Source organism: Rhizobium sp. NLR10b (assembly GCF_019685435.1).
Classification (GTDB): Bacteria; Pseudomonadota; Alphaproteobacteria; order Rhizobiales; family Rhizobiaceae; genus Rhizobium.
This window is the reverse complement of record NZ_JABDWV010000015.1, coordinates 164,941-190,867: the sequence shown is the minus strand read 5'-3', so window position 1 is coordinate 190,867 and position 25,927 is coordinate 164,941. Positions and strand designations below refer to the sequence as shown.

The window sequence follows — 25,927 nt, the reverse complement described above, 5'->3', positions numbered from 1 at the left end:
CGGCAACCGGGACGTCCTTCCAGGCAAAACCTTCCTTCGATAGATCCTGCTTCAGGACGTTCAAAGCCGCTGCCTCGCCCCCCGACGTCCACCAGTGCAGCATCTGCACTTCCTTCACGTCGGCAGCGCGTGCGGAGACGCCGGCGCCGGCCACGGCCAGTGCGATCACGGCAGTCATTGTCAGAAACTTACGCATCGAAGAACCTCCCAGTTCCCGTTTGGAGATGCGGGACCCATTCCCGCACCCGATCACCCGCCCTCCTCAGGCGTAGTTTCGTCGCTGGCGAAGCCAGCCTCAGGTTCGCGGCATCCACCAGTTGGTGCGCTTGCCGATATGCATGTTCAGCGTCTTGGTCTCCGTATAGTCCTCGACCGCGTGGCGGCCGAGCTCACGGCCAAGGCCGCTCTGCTTGTAGCCGCCGAAGGGCAGTTCCGAGGCGCCGTCCATGAAGGTGTTCATCCAGACCGTGCCCGCCCGCACTGACCGACCGATGGTCAGGCAGGTATCGAAATCGCGGCTCCAGACACCGGCCGAGAGGCCGTAATCGATGGAATTCGCGATCCTGATTGCTTCGGCAGTCGTTTCGAACGTGAGAACCGAGAGGACCGGGCCAAAGACCTCTTCGCGCGCCACCGCCATGTCAGGCGTGACCGCTTCGAGGATCGTCGGCGACATGAACTGCCCCATGCCGAGGTCGAGCCTCTCGCCGCCATGCGCGATCCGAGCGCCGCTGCTCCTGGCGCCGGCGACATAGCCCGAGATCTTCTCCAGATGCTGCGGCGTTATGATCGCGCCGACCTGCGTCGAGGGATCGAGGGGATCGCCGACCTTGACCGCCTTCGACAACTCGGCAATCCGCCTGACGGCATCGGCAGCGATCGACTTGTGAAGGATCAGCCGCGAGCCAGCATTGCAGCACTCGCCGGCATTGAAATAGGCACCGAAGACCGCGGCATCGATGAAGGCGTCGAGATCGGCATCCGGGAAGACGATCTGCGGGTTCTTGCCGCCCAGTTCCAGTGAGACCTTCTTCAGCGTCTGCGCAGCATTCGCCATGGTCAATTTTCCCACGCCCGTCGAGCCGGTGAAGGAGACCATATCGACGTCGGGATGAGACGTCATGACCGCGCCGACCTCAGGTCCCGTACCGGTGACAATATTGACGACACCCTCGGGAATGCCTGCTTCCTGCAGGATTTCTCCGAGCACGAGCGTCGATCCCGACGTCAGTTCAGAGGGCTTGACGACGGTGGTGCAGCCTGCGGCAAGGGCGAAGGGCAGCTTCTGTCCGACGATCAGGAACGGGAAATTCCAGGGCGTGATGATCGACACCACGCCGATCGCCTCGCGCAGGACGACGCCGAGCGTGCCGTCCCCAAGCGTGTTGTAGCTTTCGCCGTGAAGGTCGCGAGCAAGAGCCGCCGCATAGCGCCATATGTCGACGGAGCCCGCGATCTCGCCCTGAACCTGGGTGATGGGTTTCCCCGCCTCGATGGCATCGAGAAATGCCAGTTCTTCCGCACGCGCCGCGATCAGATCGGCAGCCCTGAGCAGAATGGCCGACCGCTCGGAAGCGGTCATTCGCGGCCATGGCCCGAGATCGAAGGCCTTGCGGGCGGCGGCGATGGCGCGTTCGGCATCGCTCCTGCTGCCGGCCGGGAAACGGCTGACCACCACACCATGGCTCGGCGCGACGCGCGCGATCGGATCGGCGGCGCCGGCTTCCCATTTGCCGTCAATCAGCATCTTGAAATCGCGAGCTTTGTCATTGCTAAGCGCGGTCGGATTGACGAGAACCGTCATTACCATTCTCCCTTGAATTTTGCCGGGCGCTTTTCGCTGAACGACGCAACGCCCTCCTTCAGATCGCCGGTCTTGGCGGCGAGGATCGAGCCTAGGGCTTCGACCGCGGTTCCATTGTCTTCACCGTTCGCCGATGCGATCATCAGCTTGACGATCTCGATAGCGGCCGGTCCCCGTGCGGCAATCCGCTCGGCATAGTCCCTGGCAGCCGCCAGCGCGTTTCCCGTCGGAACCACCGCGTCGACGATCCCGAGCAGACGCGCCTCCTCGGCGGTAAAAATCTCGCCGCCGAGCGCCATGCGCCGGACGGCCTGCGCGCCAAACCGGCGCACGAGACGCTGGGTGCCGGACCAGCCCGGCACCATTCCGAGGCCGGTCTCCGGCAGGCCGATCTTGATGTGTTCCTCTGCGATGCGAATATCGGCAACGCCGGCCAGTTCGAGCCCGCCTCCGAGGGCGTGGCCATTGAGGGCCGCGACCAGCGGCACCCTGAGCGTCGCCAGTCTATCGAATATGCGGTGGCCGTGCCGCACCCAGGCGTGGCCGAACTCCTGAGGCAGCATTCCGCCCCAGGCCTTGATGTCGCCTCCGGCGGAAAAGCCCTTTCCTTCGCCGGTGAGAACGGCAGCGCGCACATTCGGGTTCGCCTCCACCGCGTCGGCCGCCTCCGCCAAGGCTTTCAGCATATCGAGATCGAGCGCGTTCAGCTTCTCCGGCCGGGAGATCGTCAGCGTCGCGACATGGCCATCGATATCGATCCTGACCGATCCACTAGCCATTGAAGGAGCCCTCCAGCGCCCGCGCCCTCCTTGCCGGAAGCGAGAGTCCGATCTCAGCCTCCCGGAACAGTGCGGCGTCCATCACCTTCAGGTCGGGCGCGACGATCAGTCGGAATTCGGACTGCTCGAGGATCTGGGTTTGCAGATCGACGCCGGGCGCGATCTCGGTCAACACGATGCCCTCAGGCGTCAGCTTCATGACGCACCGCTCGGTGACATAGGTGATATCCTGACCCTGCTCGATTGCGCGCCTGCCGCTGAAGGTGACGTGTTCGACCACGTTCACCAGCTTCTTCAGCTTGCCTTCCTTTTCGATGAGGAGAGCTCCGTCGGCGATCGAAAGCTTCGCACCGGCGTTGAACATGCCGGAGAAGACTATCTTCTTCGCCCGCGCCGTGATGTCGACGAAGCCCCCAGCGCCGGCGGTGACATGCGGCCGGAACGACAGCTTCGAGACGTTGACCGATCCGTCCTTTCCGATTTCGAGGAAGGACAACAGCGACGCATCGAAACCAGCGCCCTGGAAATAGGTGAACTGATAGGGAGACGGCATATAGGCGTCGGCATTGGAGGCACAACCGAAGGCGAAGTCGAGCAGCGGCACACCGCCGACCGCGCCCTGCTCGATCACCCAGGTGACAGCGCCGTGCAGCCCCTCCTCCAGCAGAATCCGTGGCACGTTGGCCGATATTCCGAAGCCGAGATTAACGCAGCTTCCCGCCTCTAATTCCTGCGCGACACGGCGCGCGATGACCTTCTGGACATTGAACTCCGGAACGCGGAAGCTATCGAGCGGGCGGAAGATCTCGCCTGATATTGCCGGGTCGTACCCAGTCTGCGTCGTCTGCTTCTGATCGGGATCAACGATCACATAGTCGACCAGCATTCCCGGCACGCGGACGTCATGGGGCTTCAGAGAGCCTTCCTTGGTGATACGCTTGACCTGCGCGATGACGATGCCGCCATTATTGCGGGCGGCAAGCGCCTGATCGAGGCCGCCGAGATAGGCGCCTTCATGTTCATAGGTGAGATTGCCGCGCTCATCGGCTGTCGTCGCGCGAATGATCGCGACCTGCGGGACGATCGCGGGGAAGAACAGCCAGTCGTCGCCCTCGAAGCTGACGCGCCTGACCACCGGATCGCCCGAAGCCAGGGCGTTCATTGCGCAGCCCTGCCGCTCGGGATCGACGAAGGTGTCGATGCCGACCTTGGTCAAGACACCAGGTCGCTTGGCGGCGGCCTCGCGATGGATGTCGAACAGGATGCCGGAGGGAATATTATAGGCCGGGATCTCATTATTGGTGATCATCTGCCAGATCAACGGCGGCTCGGCCGAGGACGGTCCCGAGGGATAGGAACCGCCGATGATGCGCTTGAGCAGACCTTTCCTCGCGATATGGTCGACGCCCTTGATGCCGCTCATATCGCCGGCGGCAATTGGGTGAAGGGTGGTAATGTGACTGGGATGACCGGTCGCTTCGAAACGCTCGCCGATCGCCTTCAGCATCAGGTCGGGGCAACCTAGACCGCTCGACGACGACACCGTAACGACGGCGCCATCCGGGATCAGCGCGGCCGCTTCGGCTGGTGTGAGATGCTTCTTCATGTGCGTCACTTCGAACCCCGTTTCAATTTCCCGCTCTGCCGGCCCTTATCGGCGCGGCTGTGCCGGCTCCGCAACTTTCGCGGACGACGAGCCGAACGGCTGTCGTCACCGTCTCCGCTTCGGCCTTGCCCGCATTGATCTGCTTGAGGAGCATCTGTGCGCCGCGACGCCCGATGCCCTGCGGATCGACCGAGACCGTCGTTAGCGCGGGAACCGCCGCCTGAGCCTCGATGACGTCGTCGAAACCCACGACGGCGAAGTCGGCGCCAGGCTCCAGACGGCGCGAACGCAATCCGTCGCAGACTCCGAAGGCGACGGCATCGTTGAAGCAGACGGCCGCAGTGGGCCGGTCGCCAAGAGCGATCGCTCTTCCGATCGCCTCCACGCCGCCCGCTCGCGACGGCGCGGACGAGATCACGAGTGCCTCGTCGTATCCGAGCCCGGCCGCCTCTATTCCGCTGCGGTAACCGGAAAGGCGATCGTCGAAGACAGCGGTGTCGGGAAAGCCGCCGAGAAATGCGATGCGCTTATGACCGAGACCCACCAGATGCTGAACGGCGGCCATCATGCCGGCCCGGTTGTCGGAGACTATCGACGAGACCTTGGCGCCAGGCAAGTTTCGGACGACAACCACGACGGGAATGCCTGCCGAGACCAGCGGCTTGAAGTCGGCGGCATCGGTGGCGCGCGCCGGCGAGACGATCAGGCCCGAAATGCCATGTTCGCGCATCGATGCGACAACCTCGCGCTGCCTGTCGATGCTCTCGCCGGTGTTCGACAGGAACTGCACGAAACCGGCCGACTGAACGACCATATCGACGCCGACCGCCAACTCCGCAAAGAAGCTGTTCGTCAGATCGTTCACGACAACTCCGATGATCCTCGATTTGGAACCGGCCTGCCGAAGATTGGCTGCGCTGCGATTATAGACGTATCCGAGCTCGCGCATCACGGCATTGACCTTGGCACGCGTCGCCTCATTGACCAGGGAGGAGCCCTGAAGCACGAGCGACACCGTCGACTTGGAGACGCCGGCGGCCTTCGCAATGTCGATGACGGTCACCCGCGCCTTTGTCACTTCACCCTCCCGTCGTCATCGTCGACTGGTGCTTATTTATTTGGAACGTTCCAAATATGTCAAGAGCCATTTTAATTAGGGTTGCTCTTTATTGGCCTTTCTCTCTCCCCATCACGTCACGAGCGGGGACTTGTTTTTGGAACGATTTAAATCATGGAAACAATCCGACAGGCTTTTCCCAACGTTGCGAGTTCGGGCCAGCCTGCGAAATCTCTGGCTCTTCAAGTCTGAGGATGAATCGCGGCAGATGTCGTGGATCCATTAGGTTGATGCAGAATCGCGACGCATCTTTGCTGGAATTGCTCTCGAGGAATTCCCTCCCGGAGGTATTAGCGAAACTTTATCGTTTGTGGCCAATGCTACGGATAGGGGACGTGCCAGATTTAAAGCGGGGCCGGAAATGCCGCATTCGTTTGAAGCCATTCTGGAGAACCTGCCGCAGGGCATTGTTCTCCTTGATTCTGCCGATACGGTGACGGCTTTCAATTCCCGTGCGCTTGATATTCTCGGCCTTTCCGATGGCACTCTGCGCAGAGGAATGAATATCGACGGCCTGCCCGGCACCGCCGACTGCCGTGCAGCGGCTTGTTCACGGTTGACTACCGGCAGGCCGCACACCTCGCAGTTTGCACTGGCCAACGGACGGATGATCTCATTGACCTGCGCCCCGTCGAGAGCGGGAAGCTGGATCCTCAGCTATGAAGACATCTCGGCCCATATCCGCGTAGAAGACAATCTGAGGGAACAGCATCGCCGGTTCGACGCAGCTCTCAGCAATATGCCGCATGGGCTGTGCATGTTCGACGCGACGAAGAAGCTGATATTGTGCAACGCATCCTATGCACGGATGTACGATCTGCCGGATTTTTTGACTCGGCCCGGAACGTCGCTGGTGGACATCCTCGCCTATCGAAGCCAACAGGGAAATGGTCCGGCCGATACCGCCACCTATTTTGACGTCGTCTTCGAAGCGACGGCACTCGGCGCACCGGCGAGCCAGAACATCGCGCTCACCGACGGGCGCATCATCAAAATCACCCACAATCCGATGCAGAACGGCGGATACGTGGCGACCCACGAGGACGTCACGAAGACCGTGCGGCTTGCGGAAGCGCTGCGCCGCCATCACGATCAGCTCGAAGTTACTGTGCAAAACCGAACGGCGGAGGTCGAACGGCAGGCGCGCGAGCTTGAGCGGATGCTCGCCCAGGAGCGGAGCATCAACGAATTGCAGCGGCAGTTCGTGGCGATGGCATCACATGAGTTCCGCACCCCGCTTGCAATCATCGATGCTGCCGCTCAGCGGCTGCTCCGGAAAGGGGGCGCGGTCGATCCCGAATTTCTCAACGACAAGGTCGAACAGATCCGTGCATCGGTGAGCCGGATCGTCGATCTCATGGAGAGCATCCTGACGGCCGGACGCCTCGATACCGGCAAGATCGATATCAGTTATGACGCCTGCGCCGTGGGAACGTTGATCAGAACCTGCTGCGAGCGGCAGTCGGCGATCTCGAAGACGCACGGCTTCGTGCTCGACATAGACGGGCTGCCGGAATTCATCGATGCCGATCCCCGCAGCTTAAGCCAGGTCTTTACCAATCTGCTCTCGAATGCGGTGAAATATGCGCCAGGAACCTCCGAAATTCGTGTTACGGCATGGGAGGAGACGGGCAATATCAAGGTTTCGATCAGCGACGATGGCGTGGGGATCGATGCTGAAGACGTGCCCCGGCTGTTTCAACGCTATTTCCGCGCGCGGACCTCGACCGGGATTGCCGGAACCGGTATCGGCCTCAATCTTGTCAAGCAGATCATCGAACTGCATCAAGGCTCGATAGAGGTGCGAAGTGCAAGAGGGTGCGGATCCACCTTCACCGTCACTCTTCCCATCAAGAGAGCCGCTGACATTCTGGCGAGCAACGACGTTGCCTGATCATTCAGGCCCTCAAACGGCGTCCTGTACGGCCGAGGGCTCGTTCCCGATCTGACGGCGCAGGATTGCTGTCCGGCATATCTACCCTATCCTTCTCGCAATAGAGGAGGACCATGTCATGGCTTTCATTCACACCCCGGATGCATCCGCCAGCGAGAGGACGACGTCGATGTACGCGTCGGCCGAGGCGAATTATGGTTATCTGCCGAACATGTATCGTGCCTTCGGCCACCGGCCGGAGGTGATGGAGAGCTGGGCGGGGCTGCTTTCGAGCATTCGCGGCCATATGAGCCTCAGGCGCTACGAATTGGTGACGCTGGCGGCGGCCAAGGAGCTTAAATCCTCCTATTGCATGCTGGCGCACGGCTCGGTGCTGCTGCGCGAGGGATTTACCAGCGAGGGACTGACGGCAGTTGTCAACGAGACCGAAAAGGCACCAATCGATGCCGGCGAGCGTGCGATCATGGCCTTTGCGGCCAAGGTGGCGCGCGATGCGACATCGATCACGCAGCACGATATAGACGGGTTGAAGAAACGCGGGCTGAGTGACGCCGAAATCTTCGACGTCACGGCCGCCACAGCGGCCCGCTGTTTTTTCTCGAAAATGCTGGATGCGCTCGGCGCTGCGCCCGACCACGCCTATATCGAGCGGCTGGAGCCGAATGTGCGAAAGGCGCTCAGTGTCGGCCGGGAAGTCGAGCGGCCCCTGGCGCCTTCACCCTCGGGCGGCACATCGCAATGATGCAGTGTCGGCTGACGCCAGCGGCTGTGGCCCCTACTCTTCCGGTTTTTCGGCAAAATGCCGAATCGCAAACTCGGCAATAGTCTGACTCGAGCGATCGGCATCGTCGAGTATCGCGGGAAACAGCTGCCACTGATGCGGCATGCCCGGCCAGACCTCGGTGGTGACATCCACGCCCTGCCCGCGCGCTTTGTCAGCGAGGCGCAGCGTGTCATCAAGCAGGGCTTCGCCGGAACCGACCTGCAACAATAGCGGCGGGAATCCGGTCATGTCGGCATAAAGCGGTGATGCCTGAGGATCGGTGGCAGGCCGGCTGCCGAGATAGGTCTTGCGCAAAGTCTCGATCAACGCCTTATCGACCAGCGGGTCGCTGCCGGCATTCGCCGTCATCGATCCGCCCGTCGCGGCAAGATCGGTGATCGGGCTCAGCGCAATCACGGCCGCCGGCAAGGGTTTGGCCGCCTGCTTCTGCCGCAGCACCGCCTCGAGCGCAATGTTGCCGCCAGCGCCGTCTCCTGCCACGACGACGTTCTCGTTGCTATAACCGTTATCAAGAAGCCAGCGATAGGCCGTCAGCGCGTCGTTGATCTGGGCGGGATAGGTATATTCCGGCATCAGCCGATAATTGATCAGAAGCACGTCGCTGGATGCGGCCTTGGCGAGCGAACCGGCGAACAAGCCGTGCGTACGGATGGAACCACCGGAAAAGCCGCCGCCATGGATGTAGAGAATCACCCTTTTGCCGATCGGGTGATGGAGCCGGGCGGGCCACATCAGCTCGCCATCCACGCCGTCGGCATCGACCTGCCGGACCTGGATGCGCGTCGGCCCCGGCATCGTTTCCATCAGCCTGGCGAAAGCAGCCCTGCGCTCTTGCAGGCTGTCGGCGCCGGCAAAGTGCTCCTTCCACAGGCCGAGCAGTTTTTCGACCTGCGCACGCGAGGACTGGCTTTGCGGCCCGATTTCTTCTCCCAGCGCCAGCGGTGCCGATAGGATCAGCGCGGCGATGGCGGGAAACAGATATCCGAGCCGCTTCGGCGCACTTCGATCAGCATTTGACAAAATCCGCCCCTTCATCAATCTCTCCCGATGATGCTGCCATGACCGTATCATTGGCTGCTTCGCCCAGCGAAGTCAAAAGGGTGACAAGCGCAACCTTTCGCTTTTTCACGTCTCCAACGAGCAGGCTGATGCCGGCCCGCGCGGCAGCTGCCGGCCTGCTGCGGGCTGATCGGACTGTCAATGGAAGAAATCGAAATTGTTGCCGGCGCGGCTTGCCATCTGCCAGGCTTCCATCGGAAATGGATCCCGCCCTGCCCTCAACTCCCGTGCTTCGGCTCGCGTAGAAATGAAGGATACCGATGACCACCATTTACCTTGCCGGCCCGGAAGTCTTTCTTCCCGATGCAATGCCCATCATGGCAGAAAAACGCCGATTGGCGCGTCAGTGCGGCTTCGAACCGACCGGCCCCGGCAGCGACGAAAATCAAACGCCGATAAAGCGGACAGCTGCGGAGATTTACGCCCGCAATGACGTCGCCATGCGTAAGGCGGAAATCTGCCTCGCCAACATCACACCCTTTCGCGGCGTCAGCGCCGATCCGGGCACGGTCTACGAGATCGGCTTCATGATTGCTCTCGGAAAATCGGTCTTCGCCTATACCAACCACCCCGACGACTACGGCTTGCGCGTCCGCTCGATCTGGTATGCGGGAATGGAGATCGACGAGACGAGCGGACGCCCGCGCGGGCCTGACGGCATCGCAATCGAAAATCACGGCATGGCCGACAACCTGATGATCGACGGAGGCGTCGAGGCGGCAGGAGGCAAGGTATTCCGTGCAACCACCCTGCCGGCGGATCCTGCCCGAGACTTGGCGATTTATTTTGAGGCGCTTCAAACGATCGCTGGCTTGCGCGGGTAGGATTGGGCTCTTTCACACCGCCCTGATCGCGTCGATCACCGCCCTGAAGCCCGCAGATATATGGCGGCGGCTCGGATAGTAGATATAGAGCGGTTCCTCCGGCTGACACCAGTCGTCGAGCACCTGGATGAGTTCGCCGTCGGCAATGGCCTTTTCGACGCGGGGCTCCCAGATATAGGCAAGGCCGACGCCGCCGAGCGCTGCCTGCATCATCAGCTCGTGATCGTCGAGCGACAGTGGTCCGGTCGGCTGAAAGCTCACCGTCTGGCCGTCCTTCTCGAATTCCCAGGCATAACGTGCACCGGAGGGAAACATGTTCTGGATGCAGAGGTGGCGCTTGAGCTCGTAAGGCGTTTCCGGCTTCGGGCGCCTCTCGAAATAGGCGGGTGAACCGACCACGACCAGGCGGATACGCGGCTTGATACGCAAGGCGATCATGCCTTCGGTGACACGTTCGCCGAAACGGATGCCGGCATCAAACCCTTCCTCGACGATGTCGACCAGCCTGTCGGTCGCGTTGATTTCCAGCTGCAAATTGGGATTGCGTTGAAGCAATGGGGCGATGACACGGCCAATGACGAAAGGACCGATGGAATTCGGCACGTTGATTCTCACCCTGCCGAACGGCGTATCGCGGTATCGGTTCAGCGCATCGAGCGCGGCCGCCATCTCCCCGAAAGCCGGAACGAGATGTGAGACCAGGAGTTCGCCGGCTTCCGTCAGCGAAACGCTGCGTGTCGTGCGGTTGAGCAGGCGGATGCCAATTCGGTCTTCCAGATTGAGCACCGCATGGCTGACGGCAGAGGCTGTGACGCCCCGCTCCTCGCCCGCCTTGCGGAAGCTCTTGTGCCGCGCCACGGCCACGAAGGCCGCCAGTTCGGAAAGTTCAGTGGCCCTCATTGCTGAGTTTTGCTCATCATAGTTTCAATAATAACGAATCTTATACAGCATCTGGTTTTCAGTCAAATTCAGTCCGTCAGCACAGAGATGCGACGCCAACAAAGGAATTCGTCATGAAAGTCTGGTTTATCACTGGTGCATCCCGCGGTTTCGGCGCGCTGATGACCAAGGAAGCACTTGCATCAGGCGATGCCGTCATCGCCACGGCCCGCAACCCGAAGACCATCATCGAACAATTCGGGGACCATCCGAACCTGCTGGCCGTCGCGCTCGACGTCACCAACGAGGCGCCGGCCAAGGAGGCTGCGGCCGCCGGCATCGCCCGCTTCGGCCGCATCGACGTTCTCGCCAACAATGCCGGTTACGGCCTGCTCGGCGCCGTCGAGGAAGCCACAGCCGAAGAGATCGAAAAGATCTATGCCACCAATGTCTTCGGTCTCCTGAAGGTGACACGCGCCGTACTGCCCTATATGCGTCGCCAGCGTTCCGGCCATATCCTGAACTTCTCCTCGATCGGCGGCTATTTCGGCTATCCCGGCTGGGGCGTCTACGGCTCGACCAAATTCGCAGTCGAAGGGCTGTCGGAATCCATGGCCGCCGAAGTCGAACCTTTCGGCATCAAGCTGACGATTGTCGAGCCTGGCTTCTTCCGCACGGACTTCCTCGCCGACACCTCGCTGGCAATAAGTCCTGCTTCCATCGCCGATTACGAGGGCACGCCGGCTGGAAACATGCGTAATTTCGCCGTCGACGCCAATCACGCCCAGCCCGGCAACCCCGCCAAGCTCGCGGCCGGCATCATGACAATGGTCAACTCGGCCAACCCGCCGCTGCGCATGCCGTTCGGCAGCGATACGGTCGCCATGATCGAGGCGCAGCATGCGAGTGTCGAAAAGGAACTGGCCGTCTGGCGCGAGCTTGCCGTCTCCACGGATTTTGCAAGCGACGCAACCGCTCGGGCCTGAGCAGCCAAGACCAATGCCGCCGTATTCGGATTTGGACGTGCGGCAGCGCCATGGAGGTGATACAAAGAACGCCTTGCGGCAAATTGGCATTCGCCTCTCGCCGGGGATGGCCTAGATGTAAGTCAGACCGTGACCCCTGAAGAGGCAACACATGCCCATCAAGACCATCTGTATTTATGGCGCCGGCGCCCTTGGCGGCGCCATCGCCGCCAAGCTCGCAGGCAGGGAAGATAACGACGTCGCCGTCGTCGCGCGTGGGGCGCATCTCGATGCGATCCGCAGCCACGGCCTCAGTCTGCGCGAGGCCGATGCGCAAACCCCGCTCAAGGTACGCGTAACGGCAACCGACGATCCGAAGACATTGCCGCGGCAGGATCTCGTCATCACCGGCCTCAAGGGACATCAGCTGTCGCCTGCCGCCGAAGGGATCGCCGGTCTGCTCAAGCAAGGCACCCGCGTCGTCATGATCCTCAACGGCATTCCATGGTGGTATTTCCATCGCGATCCCAGGAGCGGACATCAGGAACTGCAATTCGACGAGCTCGATCCCGGCGGCAGGCTCTGGCGGCTGATCAGCCCGGAACGCGTGATCGGCTGCGTCGCCTATCAAGGTGCGGAAGTGGTCAAGCCAGGCGAGATCCAACTTTCCCACAAAGGCCGCTTCGTACTTGGCGAGCCCTCCGGTGAAATGTCTGCCGAGCTTTCGGCCATAGCAGCGGTGCTGAGCGGCGCCGATCTCAATATTACGACCACGGCCGACATCCGCAGTGAAATCTGGAGCAAGTTGATGGGCAACGCCGCCTTCAACCCGATCAGCGCTCTGACACGGGCGCTGATGACCGACATCATGGCGGATCCGGCGCTCATGGACATGGTGAGCAAGGTCATGAAGGAAGTGCGCGCTGTCGGCGATGCGGTCGGTGCGGATTTCGCCATGTCTGTCGAGCAGCGGCTGGAGCAGTCGCGCCACATCGGCGGCGTTCGGACCTCGATGCTGCAGGACCTGATCGGCGGCAAGGCGCTCGAAATTACCCCGCTTGTCGGCATGCTGGTGGCGCTCGGACGCCTGACTGCCGTGCCGACGCCGGTATCGGAGACGATCCTGGCGCTGGTGACGCAGCTGGATCGGGAAAACCGGCGCGGCAACTGACAACCAGGAGAACGGCGGCCATCAGGGCGACCATTCCTTCCCGACATGGCGTGGGAGATTTCCGCCGCCCGCCTTTATGCCATAACTATATTTTTGCCCCTCGCCACGCATGGATTTCCTATCGCAGGCATGGGCTAAAGGGGCCGATTTCCAACTTTTCGTTAACTGGCATGCTGGTAAAATCTCGTCGCCAAGTTATCAGACGCCGCGAGACCGATGCCGAAACCGAATTTCCGCTTCACCCATTACGATCTCAAGGAACAGCGAGCCGGAACGATCGTCGAGGTGTCGCTGAATGCGGTGAACAATGTTCGTCTGATGACGGCGCCGAACTTCCAGCGTTTCACCGAGGTTCTCGATTTCAAATATATCGGCGGCGTGGCGCGCAAGTCGCCGGTCAAGCTCGCCGTTCCGGAAAGCGGCCACTGGCATGTCGTCGTCGACATGGAAGGCCATCACGGGCTCGCGGAATCCGCCGTCAAGGTGATCGCCGCGCCTGTCAATCAGAAGACACCACGCCCTTCCTGAGCTTTGCAGCACCGGCATCTTTTCTGACGCGCCAGGACAGGCACGGACGTGCTTTGTCGACAAACCGTGATCACGAGACGCCCAATCGTACTGATCTTGATCACGATCAATGAATCATCCCGAGTCGTCGTTCACAATTCTCAGTCGCGGGGCTTCCACCACGCCGCCAGCTGCAGTCCGCTCCCATTCATACTCGGATCGCCGAGAGAGGAACAGCAGACGAAGATCTCATCACCTGGGGCAGCCCATGACTTCGAACCCGATCGATCGTGTCACTGATATCATCGATCCCGGCGATGCACTCGGTGAAGTCCTTTTCGGACTGATCATGGCGCTGACTTTGACGGTCGGCTCGAGACTTGTTTTTGAAGAAGAGGGGTTGGATGCTCAGGAGTTGATCGTCGCAACAGTCGGATGCAACGTTGCCTGGGGGATCATTGACGCCGTTTTGTTCGTTCTGGGGACGACGTTTTACAAGAGCAGGCGGCTGCGCCCTTTTCGGCAAATCAAAGCCGCCGGAAGCGAGACTGCGGCGCTCAACATGCTCGCGAAAGAATTCCCGATCGAAGAAGCACCGTTTTCTGCAAAGGCTGCCGATGCAGACGCGCTTTATAGATCACTGCTGACGCTCGCACGCAGGGCCGATCCTGTGAGGGCGTCTCTATCGAAAAATGATCTCCTTGCCGCCCTCGCGGTCGTTTTTCTCGTCTCGGTCACGTCCATTCCGGCCGTGACCCCTTTCTTTCTCATCGACAGCGCCCACCTCGCTCTGAGAGTCAGCAACCTGTTTCTCATCATGCTGCTGTTCGTGACGGGTTATGCGTGGGCGAAATTTTCGGGAGGCAGGCCTTTTTATGCGGGGATGACGATGACTTGCCTCGGATTGCTTCTGGTCGCCATAGCGGTCGCTCTTGGCGGTTAACCCCGCCCACGCGTCAGCGCGGATTGCGTTCTTTGCGCAGCTTCGCCCACCATTCCAGCCGCTTACGGATATCCCGCTCGAAGCCGCGCTCCGGCGGATCGTAGAAAGTCTGGCGGCCCATCTTCTCCGGAAAATAATCCTGGCCTGAAAAGGCGTCCGGCTCGTCGTGATCGTAGCGATAGCCCTCGCCGTAACCCTCGCCCTTCATCAATTTCGTCGGCGCGTTGAGGATATGCTTCGGCGGCAGCAGCGAGCCGTTCTGCTTTGCGGCCTGGCTTGCGGCCTTGAAGGCGGTGTAGACGGCATTCGATTTCGGCGCGGTGGCGAGATAGACGCAGGCTTGCGCCAGCGCCAGCTCCCCTTCCGGCGATCCGAGATAGTCATAGGCATCCTTGGCGGCGTTGCAGATCACCAGCGCCTGCGGATCGGCAAGCCCGATATCCTCCACCGCCATGCGCACCAAACGCCGGCCGAGATAGAGCGGATCCTCGCCGGCATCGAACATGCGGGCAAGATAATAGAGCGCAGCATCCGGATCCGAGCCGCGCACCGACTTATGCAGCGCCGAAATCAGATTGTAGTGGCCGTCCTGCGCCTTGTCGTAGACTGGGGCGCGGCGCTGGACGATACGCGTCAACGCTTCGGTATCGAAGCTCTCGCCCTCGCGGGCAGCACGCCAGACCTCTTCGGCGAGCGTCAGCACGGCGCGGCCGTCGCCATCGGCCATGCGGATCAGGCTGGCGCGCGCCTCCTCGGTCAGCGGCAGCGGCTTCTGCTCAATCGCCTCGGCGCGCGTCAGCAATTCCTCCAGGCTCTCCTCGTCATGTGACTTGAAAGTGAGGACGCGGGCGCGCGACAACAGAGCGGCGTTGAGCTCGAAGGAGGGATTTTCGGTGGTGGCGCCGACGAGAATGACGGTGCCGTCCTCCATAACAGGCAGGAAACTGTCCTGCTGGGCGCGGTTGAAACGATGAATCTCATCGACGAACAGCAGCGTCTGGCGACCGTCCATGCGGCGCATGCGAGCCGCCTCGAACACCTTCTTCAGATCGGCGACGCCGGAAAAGATCGCCGATATCTGCTCGAAGGCCAGCCCCGCCTCACCGGAAAGCAGCCGCGCCACCGTCGTTTTGCCGGTGCCTGGCGGACCCCAGAAGATCATCGATCCGAGCGAACCACTTTCGATCATCCTCTTCAGCACGCCGTCCTCACCGGTCAGATGTTCCTGACCAGTGACATCGGCAAGCGTCTTCGGCCGCAACCGGTCGGCAAGCGGCCGCCTGGCGGCAACCTCTTCCGGAACACGCGGCGCGAAGAGATCATTGCTCATCGGAAGAACTGCCTGATACGCTGGCCATCGCGCTCGATCTCGACCCGCCAGAGACCGGGATCGCTGCTGGCTATCTCGGCCAGTTCTTTGGTCGATTTTACTTCCGTTCCGTTGATCGAAACGATGATATCCTTGGGCTCAAAACCCAGACGAGCCGCCGGGGAATCCTGCTTGACATCGGCAACGACGACGCCCGCCGATTCCGAGGGCATGCGCAATTCATCTGCGACGCGCGGCGACAGGTTTTCGACGACGGCGCCGGTAAAGGGCGTCCGCCCGCCAATGACGCGCTGGTCACGAGGCGAGGTCTCCGGCGCGCGGTCGAGCGCCAGCGACAACTGCTGCTCGTGGCCGTTGTCGATGACGGTAAGATTGACCGTTTTGCCGAGGCCGGCTGTGGTCAGGCGATAGAGCAACGCGTCCGGATGCTCGACGGCGATGCCGTTGACTGACGTGACGATCTGGCCGGCCTTCAGCCCGGCCTTCGCCGCCGGGCTGCCTTCCGAAACCTTGACGACGAGTGCGCCGCGCACTTTGTTGAGCCCAAGGGCTTCGGCAACTTCCGACGTCACCGCATCGAAGCTCGCGCCGACATAGGGCCGCTCGAAGGATTTGACGCCGGCATCGGCGGAAGCGAGGAAGACTTTGACGAGATTGGCGGGAATGGCAAAGCCGATGCCGTTCGAGCCGCCGCCGCGCGAGAAGATCGCGGTGTTGATGCCGATCAGCTCGCCCTTCATGTTCATCAGCGCACCGCCGGAATTGCCCGGATTGATCGAGGCGTCGGTCTGGATGAAGAAGCCGAACTCGTTCTTGACCACCTGGTTGCGGGCAAGTGCGGAGACGATACCGCTCGTCACCGTCTGGCCGACACCGAAGGGATTGCCGATCGCCAGCACGAGATCGCCGACCTCGACGGTATCGGAATTGCCGATCGGTAGTGTCGGGAAGTTTTCCTTGGTGTCGATCTTCAGCACGGCGAGGTCGACGCGGTCGTCGCGCAGCACCACCTTGCAGGGGAATTCGCGGCCATCTGACAGCGCCACCTTGATATCGTCGGCGCCTTCGACGACGTGGTTGTTGGTGACGACAGTGCCGTTCGCCTCGACAATGACGCCGGAACCGAGCGAGGACTGCTTTTCGGATCGATTCGGCATCTGCTGGCCGAAAAACTGCTCGAAGAAGGGATCGCCCGCAAAGGGCGACTGGCGCTGGATGATCTTTTCCGCATAGACGTTGACGACTGCGCCCGACGTCTGCTTGACGAGCGGCGCGAAGGAGAGCTGCATCTGCATCTGGCTCTCAGGCACCGTCTTTGCCGTCTGCGCCTGGGCCGCAGCCGGCAGAACGAGCATCAGAGCGAAGAGCGAAACGGAGGCGCGCTTGAACAGGCCTTGCATGGGTATCCCTTTTGAATCCTCTTGAGCAACGTTGTAGCGTCCGACGCTAGAAAGGAAAGAGGGCGGAAGCATGGAAGAATAAGGCAAGGGAGTGCCTTGATGGCGCTGCGAATTTGATTCAGGAAGGTCAACCATGCAACTGATATCAAAAGCTAAAATCTGGGCAAAGTCACTGAAGCGTGACATCGTTGCGCTGTGGCTTGCCGCCCGCGATCCTCGCGTGCCCTGGTATGCGAAAGCGGTCGCCGGCGCCGTCGCAGCCTATGCGCTTTCGCCGATCGATCTGATCCCCGATTTCATTCCCGTGCTCGGCTATCTCGACGATCTCGTCATCGTTCCGCTCGGCATCTTGCTGGCGACGCGGCTCGTGCCGGCAGAGGTGATGGCTGCGCTTCGCGTGGAAGCGGCTAGGCGGATCGAACGCCCTTCCGGCCGGGCCGGATTGATCTTCATCCTTGTCGTCTGGCTCGCCTGCATCATCTTTCTGGCTCTGGCGGTGCGCAAGCTGATTTGATCGGCAGTAAAGGAAGAAGATGATGACATGGCGAATGTCGGCCGCGCTCGGTTTGGCGATCCTGATTTTCTCATCGGATCTGGCATGGTCGGCGAGTTTCGATTGTGATGCGAAGGAATTGAAGCCGGACGAAAAGGCGATCTGCGACAATCGCGTCCTCAACGACGCCGACGTCAAGATGGTGACGACCTTCGAGCTGCTCTCCGGTCTGCTGGCCATGGGCTCGCGCGGAACATTGCAGGACGAGCAGACCGCCTGGCTGAAGAAGCGGCAGGAATGCGGGGGCGACGCCGCCTGTATCAAGGCTGCCTATGACGAGCGGATGAAGCAGCTCGGCGAGACCTACAAAAACATCAACCGACCGCTTTGACAGCGGCCGCGCCGCTGGACTCTTAATCAGGGGTCGTAGTTTCGACTACTCAGCGGGCGTTGAGATCCCGCACGGCGCCGCGGTCGGCGCTGGTTGCGAAAGCCGCATAGGCCTTCAGCGCGGTGGTGACGTTGCGCTTGCGAATCTCGGTCGGCTGCCAGCCCTTGCCTTCCTGCTCGGCGTGGCGGGCGGCGAGTTCGGCCTCGCTGACACGCAGGCTGATCGTGCGGTTCGGGATATCGATATCGATCATGTCGCCTTCGCGCACCAGGCCGATCGTGCCGCCATTCGCCGCTTCCGGCGAGACATGGCCGATCGAGAGGCCGGAGGTACCGCCGGAGAAGCGGCCGTCGGTAATCAGCGCGCAGGCCTTGCCGAGGCCCTTCGACTTCAGATAGCTCGTCGGATAGAGCATTTCCTGCATGCCGGGGCCGCCCTTCGGGCCTTCGTAACGGATGACGACGACGTCGCCGGCCTTGATCTCGTTGGCGAGGATCGCCTTGACCGACGCATCCTGGCTTTCGAAGACGCGGGCCGGGCCGGAGAATTTCAGGATCGATTCATCGACGCCGGCCGTCTTGACGATGCAGCCGTCCACTGCGAGATTACCCTTCAGCACAGCAAGACCGCCATCCTTGGAGAAGGGGTGTTCGACCGAGCGGATTACGCCGTTCTGGCGATCGGTGTCGAGCTCGTCCCAACGAGCTTCCTGGCTGAAGGCGACCTGGGTCGGGATGCCGCCGGGAGCGGCGCGATAGAAGTTGCGGACGGTGTCGCTGTTGGTGCGGGTGATGTCCCAGCGATCAATCGCATCGCCGAGCGTCTCGGCATGGACGGTCGGACAATCGCGGTTCAGGAGCCCACCCTTATCGAGCTCTCCGAGGATCGACATGATGCCGCCAGCGCGGTGGACATCTTCCATATGCACATCGCTCTTGGCGGGCGCGACCTTCGATAGGCATGGCACGCGGCGCGACAGTGCGTCGATATCGGCCATGGTGAAATCGACCTCGCCTTCGTGGGCCGCTGCAAGGATGTGCAGGACCGTGTTGGTCGAACCGCCCATGGCGATATCGAGCGCCATGGCATTCTCGAAAGCCTGCTTGGAGGCGATGGTGCGTGGCAGCGCCTTGACGTCGTCCTGCTCGTAATAGCGGCGGGCGAGATCGACGATCAGGTGGCCGGCCTCGACGAAGAGGCGCTTACGATCGGCATGGGTGGCAAGCGTCGAGCCGTTGCCGGGCAGCGACAGGCCGAGCGCCTCCGTCAGGCAATTCATCGAGTTTGCGGTGAACATGCCGGAGCACGAACCGCAGGTCGGACAGGCTGAACGCTCGATGACCTTGACGTCGTCATCGGAGATCTTATCATCGGCAGCCGCGACCATGGCGTCGACGAGGTCAAGCGCATGTGTCTTCCCATGCAGCACGACCTTGCCCGCTTCCATAGGACCGCCGGAGACGAAGACGGTGGGGATGTTGAGGCGCAGCGACGCCATCAGCATGCCGGGGGTGATCTTGTCGCAGTTGGAGATGCAGACCATGGCGTCGGCGCAATGGGCATTGACCATGTATTCGACGCTGTCGGCGATCAACTCGCGCGAGGGCAGCGAGTAGAGCATGCCGTCATGGCCCATGGCGATGCCGTCATCGACGGCGATCGTATTGAACTCCTTGGCGACGCCGCCGGCCGCCTCGATTTCGCGAGCGACGAGCTGGCCGAGATCCTTCAGATGCACATGGCCGGGAACGAACTGGGTGAAGGAATTCACCACCGCGATGATCGGCTTGCCGAAATCCGAATCCTTCATGCCCGTGGCGCGCCAAAGGCCGCGCGCGCCCGCCATGTTGCGGCCATGGGTCGTGGTTCTGGAACGGTAAGCTGGCATCGGTGTCTTCCTCGACATGTCGGAAACATCAGGCGAAGCCGGGCCGGCAATGAAGCCTGCGGGCCGGGCGAACGCCGCTTTTTGGAATTGTCCTAATCCAATCGATGGGGGCTGTCACTACCGGCAAGGCCAAATCCGGTACGCTGCCGGGAGAAGCGCGTTGAGCGCAATTCGAATATATACGGTTCGGCGGGACCTTTGGTTACACCCTATTCCATCACAGCCGAACACAAAAAATTGGCTTCCTGTCAGCAATATTCAAGGCATAGAAATTGATCCGAACATGCGGGCGGTTCGTTTAAGGACTATATTCGGAATATCCGCCCTGGAGGTTTTCGACATGCCAAGCTATCGCCCCCCAAGGATCGCGTCGTCGGAGATCACGCCGCGCCAGCTCTATCTGCGTCGCCGTGAGTTCCTGGGCGCAGCGACGCTTGGCGCCATGGCGCTCTATGGCGCCGGCAAGGCGAGCGCGGCCACCCTTTCCGCCGTCGAGAGCAAGTACAAGGTCGATGGGAAGACGACGCCGATCAAGGACGTCACGACCTACAATAATTTCTATGAGTTCGGTCTCGACAAGGGCGACCCCGCCGCTCTCTCCGGCGATTTCAAGCCGCTGCCCTGGACGGTCAAGATCGACGGCATGGTCAACAAGCCAGGCACCTTCGACGTCGAGGCGCTGATGAAGGAATTCCCGATCGAGGAGCGCACCTATCGGATGCGCTGCGTCGAGGCCTGGTCGATGGTCGTTCCATGGAACGGGTTTCCGCTGGCGGCGCTGCTCGACAAGGTGGAGCCGCTCGGCAGCGCCAAATATGTCGCCTTCGAAACCGTCGTGCGACCGGAGGAGATGCCAGGGCAGAAGGGCTTCTTTCAGTCGCTCGACTGGCCCTATGTCGAGGGGCTGCGGCTGGACGAGGCGCGCCACCCGCTGACGCTGCTTGCCGTCGGGCTTTATGGTGAAACGCTACCGAACCAGAATGGTGCGCCGATCCGGCTTGTTGTGCCGTGGAAATACGGCTTCAAGGGCATCAAGTCGATCGTCAGGATCACGCTCACCGACCAGCAGCCGAAGAACACCTGGCAGGTGACCAATCCGCAGGAATACGGCTTCTACGCCAACGTCAACCCGGCCGTCGACCATCCGCGCTGGAGTCAGGCAAGCGAGAGGCGCATCGGCGAAAGCGGCTTCTTCGGCGCAAGCCGCCGCCCCACCCTGCCCTTCAACGGCTATGCCGACGAGGTGGCGAGCCTTTATGCCGGCATGGACCTGAAGGCGAATTTCTGATGGCCGAACTGTCGCTTGCCATCCCGAAGCGCTGGCAGCCTGCCTCCGTCTGGCTGCTTTATGTCGTCGGGCTCGTGCCCGCCGCCTGGGCCTTTTATCTCGGCGCGACCGATCAGCTCGGCGCCGATCCGGTCAAGACCTTCGAGCTCTTCCTTGGCATCTGGACAATCCGCTTTTTGATTCTGACGCTTGCCGTCTCCCCTGCCCGCGAGCTTTTCGGCTGGAACTATCTGCGCTATCGCCGCGCGCTCGGCTTGCTGACCTTTTACTACGCGCTGATGCATTTTACCGTCTACATGGTGCTCGACCAGGCGATGGAAATTCAGGCCGTCATCAATGACGTGTTGAAGCGCCCGTTCATCATGTTCGGCATGGCCGGCCTTGCGATGCTTATTCCCCTGGCGGTGACTTCCAATAACCTCTCGATCCGTCGCCTCGGCAACACCTGGATCTGGCTGCACCGCCTCGTCTACATCATTGCCGCCTGCGGGGCTCTGCATTTTGCGCTTTCGACCAAGATCCTCGATCTCCAGCAGTTTATTTATGTGGGTTTGATTATCGCGCTCATCCTCTACCGCTCTTGGCGGCCGATCGCACGCAGTCGGAAAAAAAGCCAGGGGCGGCAACGCAATCGTGCGGCGGCGTCGGTTTCCTGACGGTAGTCAGCCGAGTCTCAACGACGCGCGGGATCAAAGGCACAGGCTGCGGCGATGCCGACCGCGTAGGCGAGTATGTTCCAGAGGGAAAATATCCGGCCGAGCAACAAGGCGCCTGCAGTCGTCAGCCGAAACGCGTCCAACCCGGGCGTATGATAAAGCCGGAACAATTCGACCGAGATTGCTATGAAAAGCGCCATGACCGCAATGACCGCCCGCGGTGACCTTCCGAAGACGAGCGCCACCAGCAGATAGACCATCGCTCCCCAGAGCGCCGACCCGCCATATTTGACGACGACGAAAGGCAGATCGACCGCGTAGCCCAAGCGCCTGAGGGCCAGGCCGACCGCAATCACCACAAACACAGCCGCGAGACGGAGGAACTGCGATCGGGAATGTGCTTCGCGCAGAGAACCTTCCACCTTAATCTCCAGGGTTTGGTAAGCGGTGTCGCTGCCGCACCTTGACCAAGATGCTTTAGGCAGTTTCGATGATTGCCGCCATGGCTGCTTTGCGCCGGACACGGACATCTTGGCGTCCTAAACTTTCTCTATTTCTTCCGTCAATTGAATCATAGCCGCCAGGGATATCGCCAATGGGATGGGAAGTACTCGGGCAATGGGGTGAAGATGCGGTTCGCATCGAACGACTGACGGGTGGAGTTGCCAATGGCGTGTGGAGCGTTCGCGTCCACGGGCAGATCGCGGTCGGTGGTCTCGGCAGCCGGACCAACGCCGATCTCGCATGGGAAACCGAGCTGATCCAATACCTCGACAGTGAAGGCATGCACGTTCCAGTGCCGACCCCGACGACGGACGGCCGGCTGTTCGTGGACGGGCTGGTGGTGATGAAATACATGGAGGGCGGAGCGCCCGAGACAGGGTCCGACTGGCGTCGCGTGGCCGACACGCTCCGCGAGCTGCATCGGTTGACACAGGGCTGGCCGCAGCGTCCGGGCTGGCGATCGTCGACCGACCTCCTTCACGCGGAAACCGGAACGAGGATCAACCTTGCCGCGATGCCGCCCGAGGGCGTTATTCGATGTCGCGCAGCGTGGGCGCGCTCGCCGGACGTCAGAGATGCGTTGTCCACGGCAATCCCAACAGCCCTGGCAACGTCCGCATAACCCCCGACCGGGTCGCGTTGATCGACTGGGACGAGTCACATGTCGACGCTCCCGACCTCGACCTGGTGCTGCCCGGCAACGCTGCCGGTCTCGACGACGGCGCGCACGACATCGCCGCGCAAGCGTCAGCCGCATGGGAAGCCGCCGTCTGCTGGCAGGACGACTACGCCGCCAAGCGGCTCGCTGAAGTTCGAGCGGTCTGAGCAGTTTCGGCGGATCGATGGGCCGCATCCATGTCGGGACCTTCCGGCGACAGCATTGCGCCAAAAGGAGCCTTTACGCACGCGCATGGACAAAGAAAAACAGCCGGGCTTTGCAGCCCGGCTGTTCCGTTTCCGGCGAAGCGGAAAATTTAAGCGGCGACGGCCTGCTCTTCGGCAGCAACGCGGGCCTTGTCGGCTGCGCCCTTGGCATAGGTGTCGCGATCAACGAATTCGATCACAGCCAAAGCGGCGTTGTCGCCCTGGCGGAAGCCGGCCTTCATGATGCGCAGGTAGCCGCCGTTGCGGGTGGCGTAGCGCGTTGCGATCGTGTCGAACAGCTTCGAAACGACGGCGGCATCGCGGATCTGCGAGATCGCCTGGCGGCGAGCATGCAGGTCACCGCGCTTGCCGAGCGTGACGAGCTTCTCGACGATCGGACGGATTTCCTTGGCCTTCGGCAGGGTCGTGACGATCTGCTCGTGGGTGATGAGCGAAGCCGCCATGTTGGCGAACATCGCCTTGCGGTGGCTTGCGGTTCTATTCAGCTTGCGGCCGGCTTTACCATGGCGCATTGCTACTCTCCTTTAATGCAGGTGCCCTTACGTTAACCGGGCCTGCCGTTTCCTGGCACATGCAGGCGATCGGCCTGCTGTTTGACGGGGAAAGGCAGCCGAAAGAGCCTGCCTTTTTGGTTTTTAATACTGGTCTTCGTAACGCTTGGCGAGATCTTCGATGTTCTCGGGCGGCCATGCCGGCACTTCCATGCCGAGGTGCAGGCCCATGGAAGCGAGAACTTCCTTGATTTCGTTCAGCGACTTGCGACCAAAATTCGGTGTGCGGAGCATTTCTGCTTCGGTCTTCTGAATGAGGTCGCCGATGTAGACGATGTTGTCGTTCTTCAGGCAGTTTGCCGAACGGACCGACAGTTCGAGTTCGTCCACCTTCTTGAGCAGAGCCGGGTTGAAAGCGAGTTCGGTGACTGCTTCCTCTTCGGTTTCCTTCTGCGGCTCGTCGAAGTTGACGAAGACGCCAAGCTGATCCTGGAGGATGCGCGCCGCGAAAGCGACGGCGTCTTCGCCGGTGATCGAGCCATCGGTTTCGATGGTCATGTTCAGCTTGTCGTAGTCGAGAACCTGTCCTTCGCGGGTATTTTCAACCTTGTAGGACACCTTCTTGACCGGCGAATAGAGGCTGTCGACCGGTATGAGACCGATCGGAGCATCTTCCGCACGATTGCGCTCGGCCGGAACGTAGCCCTTGCCGTTGTTGACGGTGAATTCCATGCGGATCTCGGCGCCCTCGTCGAGCGTGCAGATCACATGCTCGGGATTGAGGATTTCGATATCGCCGACCGTCTGGATATCGCCAGCCGTGACAACGCCCGGGCCCTGCTTGCGCACGACCATGCGCTTCGCGTCGTCGCCATCCATCTTGATGGCGATTTCCTTGATGTTGAGCACGATATCCGTGACGTCTTCGCGGACGCCCGGAATCGAGGAGAATTCATGCAGCACGCCGTCGATCTGCACCGCCGTGACGGCGGCACCGCGCAGCGAGGAGAGCAGAACGCGGCGCAGTGCGTTGCCGAGGGTGAGGCCGAAGCCGCGCTCCAGCGGTTCGGCAACGAGCGTCGCCCTGGTGCGCGAGCTCGAGGAGAACTCCACCTTGTTCGGCTTGATCAGTTCCTGCCAGTTCTTCTGAATCATGAGTTTGCCTTCCGTTCGTTGCCACCATCCAATCGTGACAACCGAGCTTGAAAACCACCAGGAGCGCCAGGGCGCTCACCGGTGACGAGAGCGATGATCAGACGCGGCGCTTCTTGCGCGGACGGCAGCCATTGTGCGGGATCGGCGTCACGTCGCGGATGGACGTGATCATGAAACCTGCAGCCTGGAGCGCGCGCAGAGCCGATTCACGACCCGAACCCGGACCGCAGACTTCGACTTCCAGCGACTTCATGCCGTGTTCCTGGGCCTTCTTGGCGCAGTCTTCGGCAGCGATCTGGGCAGCGAAGGGGGTCGACTTGCGCGAGCCCTTGAAGCCCTTGGCGCCAGCCGACGACCAGGCGATCGCATTGCCCTGCGCATCAGTGATGGTGATCATCGTGTTGTTGAAGGTCGAGTTGACGTGAGCGACACCCGACGAGATATTCTTGCGCTCGCGACGGCGAACGCGGACGGCTTCCTTAGCCATGCTATTCCTTTCGTTGATCTCTTCACCGCCGTAATACCAGCGGCTACACCGGAACGGCGCCTATATGGTCCCGCTCCAAACTCAAAAGAGGCCAGCGCGGACCGCCAGCCTCCCCACCCCGGTTTCCCGGCAATTACTTCTTCTTGCCAGCGATTGCCTTTGCCGGACCCTTGCGGGTGCGGGCATTGGTGTGCGTGCGCTGGCCGCGGACCGGAAGGCCGCGACGATGACGCAGGCCGCGGTAGCAGCCGAGATCCATCAGACGCTTGATGTTCATCGCGGTTTCGCGACGAAGATCACCCTCGACCTGATAATCACGGTCGATGGTTTCGCGGATCTGAAGGACTTCAGCGTCCGTCAGCTGATGCACACGACGTTCAGCCGGAATACCGACCTTCTCGACGATTTCCTGTGCGAATTTCGGACCGATCCCGTGAATGTAGGTCAGCGCGATGACCACGCGCTTTGCAGTCGGGATGTTGACGCCAGCGATACGTGCCACGCCTGTTCTCCTTGCATTCCAGTTGCCATCCGGCAAGTGGGCTTCGTTATGCGGTCCTTGAGAACCGCCCGTTCAAATTAGGTCCGCAACATGTCAATACGACCGAACCCGGACTTCCCTGGGAA

26 protein-coding genes and 2 pseudogenes are annotated in these 25,927 nt (G+C 61.3%); 12 read left to right on the top strand and 16 right to left on the bottom strand.

From position 1 onward, the window contains the following. The 5 genes and pseudogenes from HJB91_RS23875 to HJB91_RS23855 all read right to left on the bottom strand — a co-directional run. Positions 1 to 196 (bottom strand): annotated as a pseudogene (locus HJB91_RS23875) (sugar ABC transporter substrate-binding protein); the annotation flags it as partial. A 99-nt stretch (positions 197 to 295) separates the two neighbouring features. After that, on the bottom strand, positions 296 to 1,804 hold the full coding sequence (locus tag HJB91_RS23870; protein ID WP_221123479.1) for an aldehyde dehydrogenase family protein: 1,509 nt from the start codon (positions 1,802 to 1,804) through the stop codon (positions 296 to 298). Beyond that, a complete protein-coding gene (locus tag HJB91_RS23865; RefSeq protein ID WP_210628224.1) occupies positions 1,804 to 2,583 on the bottom strand; it encodes an enoyl-CoA hydratase/isomerase family protein in 780 nt (259 codons plus the stop codon). Before HJB91_RS23865 ends, HJB91_RS23870 begins: the two co-directional genes overlap by 1 nt. Continuing rightward, the gene (locus HJB91_RS23860; protein ID WP_221155992.1) at positions 2,576 to 4,189 is read right to left on the bottom strand and encodes an acyl CoA:acetate/3-ketoacid CoA transferase; all 1,614 of its coding nucleotides are present in this window, start codon (positions 4,187 to 4,189) and stop codon (positions 2,576 to 2,578) included. The genes HJB91_RS23865 and HJB91_RS23860 overlap by 8 nt, the downstream gene beginning before the upstream one ends. Before the next feature lie 22 nt (positions 4,190 to 4,211). After that, positions 4,212 to 5,267 carry a LacI family DNA-binding transcriptional regulator gene (locus HJB91_RS23855; RefSeq protein ID WP_221155991.1) on the bottom strand — a complete coding sequence of 352 codons (1,056 nt, stop codon included), beginning with the start codon at positions 5,265 to 5,267 and terminating at the stop codon, positions 4,212 to 4,214. Positions 5,268 to 5,667: 400 nt separating this feature from the next. Between HJB91_RS23855 and HJB91_RS23850 the strand changes: the two genes are divergently transcribed. Further along, positions 5,668 to 7,200, top strand: coding sequence for a PAS-domain containing protein (locus HJB91_RS23850; RefSeq protein WP_221155990.1), 1,533 nt, complete (start codon positions 5,668 to 5,670; stop codon positions 7,198 to 7,200). Between the two features lie 118 nt (positions 7,201 to 7,318). Next, positions 7,319 to 7,942 (top strand): carboxymuconolactone decarboxylase family protein, encoded by a 624-nt coding sequence (locus HJB91_RS23845; protein WP_221155989.1) that lies wholly within the window; start codon positions 7,319 to 7,321, stop codon positions 7,940 to 7,942. 33 nt (positions 7,943 to 7,975) lie between these two features. Here the strand turns inward: HJB91_RS23845 and HJB91_RS23840 are convergent, their stop codons facing one another. Both HJB91_RS23840 and HJB91_RS23835 read right to left on the bottom strand, forming a co-directional pair. After that, positions 7,976 to 8,950 carry an alpha/beta hydrolase gene (locus HJB91_RS23840; protein ID WP_210631645.1) on the bottom strand — a complete coding sequence of 325 codons (975 nt, stop codon included), beginning with the start codon at positions 8,948 to 8,950 and terminating at the stop codon, positions 7,976 to 7,978. A gap of 40 nt (positions 8,951 to 8,990) precedes the next feature. Next, positions 8,991 to 9,314, bottom strand: a complete 324-nt coding sequence (locus HJB91_RS23835) for a hypothetical protein (RefSeq protein WP_210628229.1) — start codon at positions 9,312 to 9,314, stop codon at positions 8,991 to 8,993. On the opposite strand from HJB91_RS23835, the gene HJB91_RS23830 reads away from it, so the two are divergent. Continuing rightward, complete coding sequence (locus HJB91_RS23830) at positions 9,304 to 9,867, top strand: nucleoside 2-deoxyribosyltransferase (protein WP_210628230.1); 564 nt, start codon at positions 9,304 to 9,306, stop codon at positions 9,865 to 9,867. The two genes, HJB91_RS23835 and HJB91_RS23830, sit on opposite strands and share 11 nt — an antisense overlap. A 12-nt stretch (positions 9,868 to 9,879) precedes the next feature. On the opposite strand, the gene HJB91_RS23825 is transcribed toward HJB91_RS23830, so the two are convergent. Next, entirely contained in the window at positions 9,880 to 10,767 is an 888-nt protein-coding gene (locus HJB91_RS23825; protein WP_210628231.1) for a LysR family transcriptional regulator, read from the bottom strand. Between the two features lie 113 nt (positions 10,768 to 10,880). On the opposite strand from HJB91_RS23825, the gene HJB91_RS23820 reads away from it, so the two are divergent. From HJB91_RS23820 to HJB91_RS23805, 4 genes are all read left to right on the top strand, one after another. Beyond that, positions 10,881 to 11,732: an oxidoreductase gene (locus HJB91_RS23820; RefSeq protein WP_221155988.1), complete on the top strand. Its 852-nt coding sequence runs from the start codon at positions 10,881 to 10,883 to the stop codon at positions 11,730 to 11,732. A 151-nt stretch (positions 11,733 to 11,883) separates the two neighbouring features. Then, positions 11,884 to 12,882: a ketopantoate reductase family protein gene (locus HJB91_RS23815; RefSeq protein WP_210628233.1), complete on the top strand. Its 999-nt coding sequence runs from the start codon at positions 11,884 to 11,886 to the stop codon at positions 12,880 to 12,882. 216 nt (positions 12,883 to 13,098) lie between these two features. After that, a complete protein-coding gene (locus HJB91_RS23810) occupies positions 13,099 to 13,410 on the top strand; it encodes a DUF1883 domain-containing protein (protein ID WP_210628234.1) in 312 nt (103 codons plus the stop codon). Between the two features lie 247 nt (positions 13,411 to 13,657). Beyond that, a complete protein-coding gene (locus HJB91_RS23805; RefSeq protein WP_221155987.1) occupies positions 13,658 to 14,332 on the top strand; it encodes a VIT1/CCC1 transporter family protein in 675 nt (224 codons plus the stop codon). Positions 14,333 to 14,345: 13 nt separating this feature from the next. Here the strand turns inward: HJB91_RS23805 and HJB91_RS23800 are convergent, their stop codons facing one another. After that, on the bottom strand, positions 14,346 to 15,662 hold the full coding sequence (locus tag HJB91_RS23800) for a replication-associated recombination protein A (RefSeq protein WP_210628236.1): 1,317 nt from the start codon (positions 15,660 to 15,662) through the stop codon (positions 14,346 to 14,348). After that, positions 15,659 to 17,062, bottom strand: a complete 1,404-nt coding sequence (locus HJB91_RS23795; protein WP_210628237.1) for a DegQ family serine endoprotease — start codon at positions 17,060 to 17,062, stop codon at positions 15,659 to 15,661. Before HJB91_RS23795 ends, HJB91_RS23800 begins: the two co-directional genes overlap by 4 nt. Positions 17,063 to 17,195: 133 nt before the next feature. Between HJB91_RS23795 and HJB91_RS23790 the strand changes: the two genes are divergently transcribed. Then, positions 17,196 to 17,576 carry a YkvA family protein gene (locus HJB91_RS23790; RefSeq protein WP_210628238.1) on the top strand — a complete coding sequence of 127 codons (381 nt, stop codon included), beginning with the start codon at positions 17,196 to 17,198 and terminating at the stop codon, positions 17,574 to 17,576. Between the two features lie 19 nt (positions 17,577 to 17,595). Next, complete coding sequence (locus tag HJB91_RS23785) at positions 17,596 to 17,946, top strand: lysozyme inhibitor LprI family protein (RefSeq protein WP_210628239.1); 351 nt, start codon at positions 17,596 to 17,598, stop codon at positions 17,944 to 17,946. Between the two features lie 49 nt (positions 17,947 to 17,995). Here HJB91_RS23785 and ilvD read toward each other — a convergent pair whose 3' ends face one another. Beyond that, positions 17,996 to 19,834 carry a dihydroxy-acid dehydratase gene (gene ilvD, locus HJB91_RS23780; RefSeq protein ID WP_210628240.1) on the bottom strand — a complete coding sequence of 613 codons (1,839 nt, stop codon included), beginning with the start codon at positions 19,832 to 19,834 and terminating at the stop codon, positions 17,996 to 17,998. Positions 19,835 to 20,174: 340 nt separating this feature from the next. Here ilvD and msrP point away from each other — a divergent pair, with 340 nt between their 5' ends. Together msrP and msrQ are read left to right on the top strand one after the other, a co-directional pair. Then, entirely contained in the window at positions 20,175 to 21,122 is a 948-nt protein-coding gene (msrP, locus tag HJB91_RS23775; protein WP_210628241.1) for a protein-methionine-sulfoxide reductase catalytic subunit MsrP, read from the top strand. Further along, positions 21,122 to 21,778, top strand: a complete 657-nt coding sequence (gene msrQ / locus HJB91_RS23770) for a protein-methionine-sulfoxide reductase heme-binding subunit MsrQ (protein WP_210628242.1) — start codon at positions 21,122 to 21,124, stop codon at positions 21,776 to 21,778. Before msrP ends, msrQ begins: the two co-directional genes overlap by 1 nt. 17 nt (positions 21,779 to 21,795) lie before the next feature. Here msrQ and HJB91_RS23765 read toward each other — a convergent pair whose 3' ends face one another. Beyond that, entirely contained in the window at positions 21,796 to 22,200 is a 405-nt protein-coding gene (locus tag HJB91_RS23765) for a DUF2809 domain-containing protein (RefSeq protein ID WP_405047679.1), read from the bottom strand. A gap of 173 nt (positions 22,201 to 22,373) precedes the next feature. Here HJB91_RS23765 and HJB91_RS23760 point away from each other — a divergent pair. Continuing rightward, a pseudogene (locus HJB91_RS23760) lies at positions 22,374 to 23,107 on the top strand (phosphotransferase). Positions 23,108 to 23,256: 149 nt separating this feature from the next. On the opposite strand, the gene rplQ reads toward HJB91_RS23760, so the two are convergent. The 4 genes from rplQ to rpsM form a co-directional block, all read right to left on the bottom strand. Beyond that, positions 23,257 to 23,679: a 50S ribosomal protein L17 gene (gene rplQ, locus HJB91_RS23755; RefSeq protein ID WP_088685497.1), complete on the bottom strand. Its 423-nt coding sequence runs from the start codon at positions 23,677 to 23,679 to the stop codon at positions 23,257 to 23,259. Positions 23,680 to 23,802: 123 nt separating this feature from the next. After that, complete coding sequence (locus HJB91_RS23750; RefSeq protein ID WP_003547579.1) at positions 23,803 to 24,813, bottom strand: DNA-directed RNA polymerase subunit alpha; 1,011 nt, start codon at positions 24,811 to 24,813, stop codon at positions 23,803 to 23,805. Between the two features lie 97 nt (positions 24,814 to 24,910). Beyond that, the gene (gene rpsK, locus HJB91_RS23745) at positions 24,911 to 25,300 is read right to left on the bottom strand and encodes a 30S ribosomal protein S11 (protein ID WP_003547577.1); all 390 of its coding nucleotides are present in this window, start codon (positions 25,298 to 25,300) and stop codon (positions 24,911 to 24,913) included. Between the two features lie 133 nt (positions 25,301 to 25,433). After that, entirely contained in the window at positions 25,434 to 25,802 is a 369-nt protein-coding gene (rpsM, locus tag HJB91_RS23740) for a 30S ribosomal protein S13 (RefSeq protein WP_011424992.1), read from the bottom strand. Positions 25,803 to 25,927: the final 125 nt, after the last annotated feature.

Coding starts and splice junctions, on each gene's coding strand:
- HJB91_RS23815 (WP_210628233.1), top strand. CDS start 11,884: ATGCCCATCAAGACCATCTGTATTTATGGCGCCGGCGCCCTTGGCGGC.
- HJB91_RS23805 (WP_221155987.1), top strand. CDS start 13,658: ATGACTTCGAACCCGATCGATCGTGTCACTGATATCATCGATCCCGGC.
- rplQ (WP_088685497.1), bottom strand. CDS start 23,679: ATGCGCCATGGTAAAGCCGGCCGCAAGCTGAATAGAACCGCAAGCCAC.
- rpsK (WP_003547577.1), bottom strand. CDS start 25,300: ATGGCTAAGGAAGCCGTCCGCGTTCGCCGTCGCGAGCGCAAGAATATC.
- HJB91_RS23825 (WP_210628231.1), bottom strand. CDS start 10,767: ATGAGGGCCACTGAACTTTCCGAACTGGCGGCCTTCGTGGCCGTGGCG.
- HJB91_RS23870 (WP_221123479.1), bottom strand. CDS start 1,804: ATGACGGTTCTCGTCAATCCGACCGCGCTTAGCAATGACAAAGCTCGC.
- msrQ (WP_210628242.1), top strand. CDS start 21,122: ATGGCCGAACTGTCGCTTGCCATCCCGAAGCGCTGGCAGCCTGCCTCC.
- HJB91_RS23800 (WP_210628236.1), bottom strand. CDS start 15,662: ATGAGCAATGATCTCTTCGCGCCGCGTGTTCCGGAAGAGGTTGCCGCC.
- ilvD (WP_210628240.1), bottom strand. CDS start 19,834: ATGCCAGCTTACCGTTCCAGAACCACGACCCATGGCCGCAACATGGCG.
- HJB91_RS23795 (WP_210628237.1), bottom strand. CDS start 17,062: ATGCAAGGCCTGTTCAAGCGCGCCTCCGTTTCGCTCTTCGCTCTGATG.
- HJB91_RS23830 (WP_210628230.1), top strand. CDS start 9,304: ATGACCACCATTTACCTTGCCGGCCCGGAAGTCTTTCTTCCCGATGCA.
- HJB91_RS23835 (WP_210628229.1), bottom strand. CDS start 9,314: ATGGTGGTCATCGGTATCCTTCATTTCTACGCGAGCCGAAGCACGGGA.
- HJB91_RS23810 (WP_210628234.1), top strand. CDS start 13,099: ATGCCGAAACCGAATTTCCGCTTCACCCATTACGATCTCAAGGAACAG.
- HJB91_RS23845 (WP_221155989.1), top strand. CDS start 7,319: ATGGCTTTCATTCACACCCCGGATGCATCCGCCAGCGAGAGGACGACG.
- HJB91_RS23820 (WP_221155988.1), top strand. CDS start 10,881: ATGAAAGTCTGGTTTATCACTGGTGCATCCCGCGGTTTCGGCGCGCTG.
- HJB91_RS23850 (WP_221155990.1), top strand. CDS start 5,668: ATGCCGCATTCGTTTGAAGCCATTCTGGAGAACCTGCCGCAGGGCATT.
- HJB91_RS23865 (WP_210628224.1), bottom strand. CDS start 2,583: ATGGCTAGTGGATCGGTCAGGATCGATATCGATGGCCATGTCGCGACG.
- HJB91_RS23790 (WP_210628238.1), top strand. CDS start 17,196: ATGCAACTGATATCAAAAGCTAAAATCTGGGCAAAGTCACTGAAGCGT.
- HJB91_RS23750 (WP_003547579.1), bottom strand. CDS start 24,813: ATGATTCAGAAGAACTGGCAGGAACTGATCAAGCCGAACAAGGTGGAG.
- HJB91_RS23860 (WP_221155992.1), bottom strand. CDS start 4,189: ATGAAGAAGCATCTCACACCAGCCGAAGCGGCCGCGCTGATCCCGGAT.
- msrP (WP_210628241.1), top strand. CDS start 20,175: ATGCCAAGCTATCGCCCCCCAAGGATCGCGTCGTCGGAGATCACGCCG.
- HJB91_RS23785 (WP_210628239.1), top strand. CDS start 17,596: ATGATGACATGGCGAATGTCGGCCGCGCTCGGTTTGGCGATCCTGATT.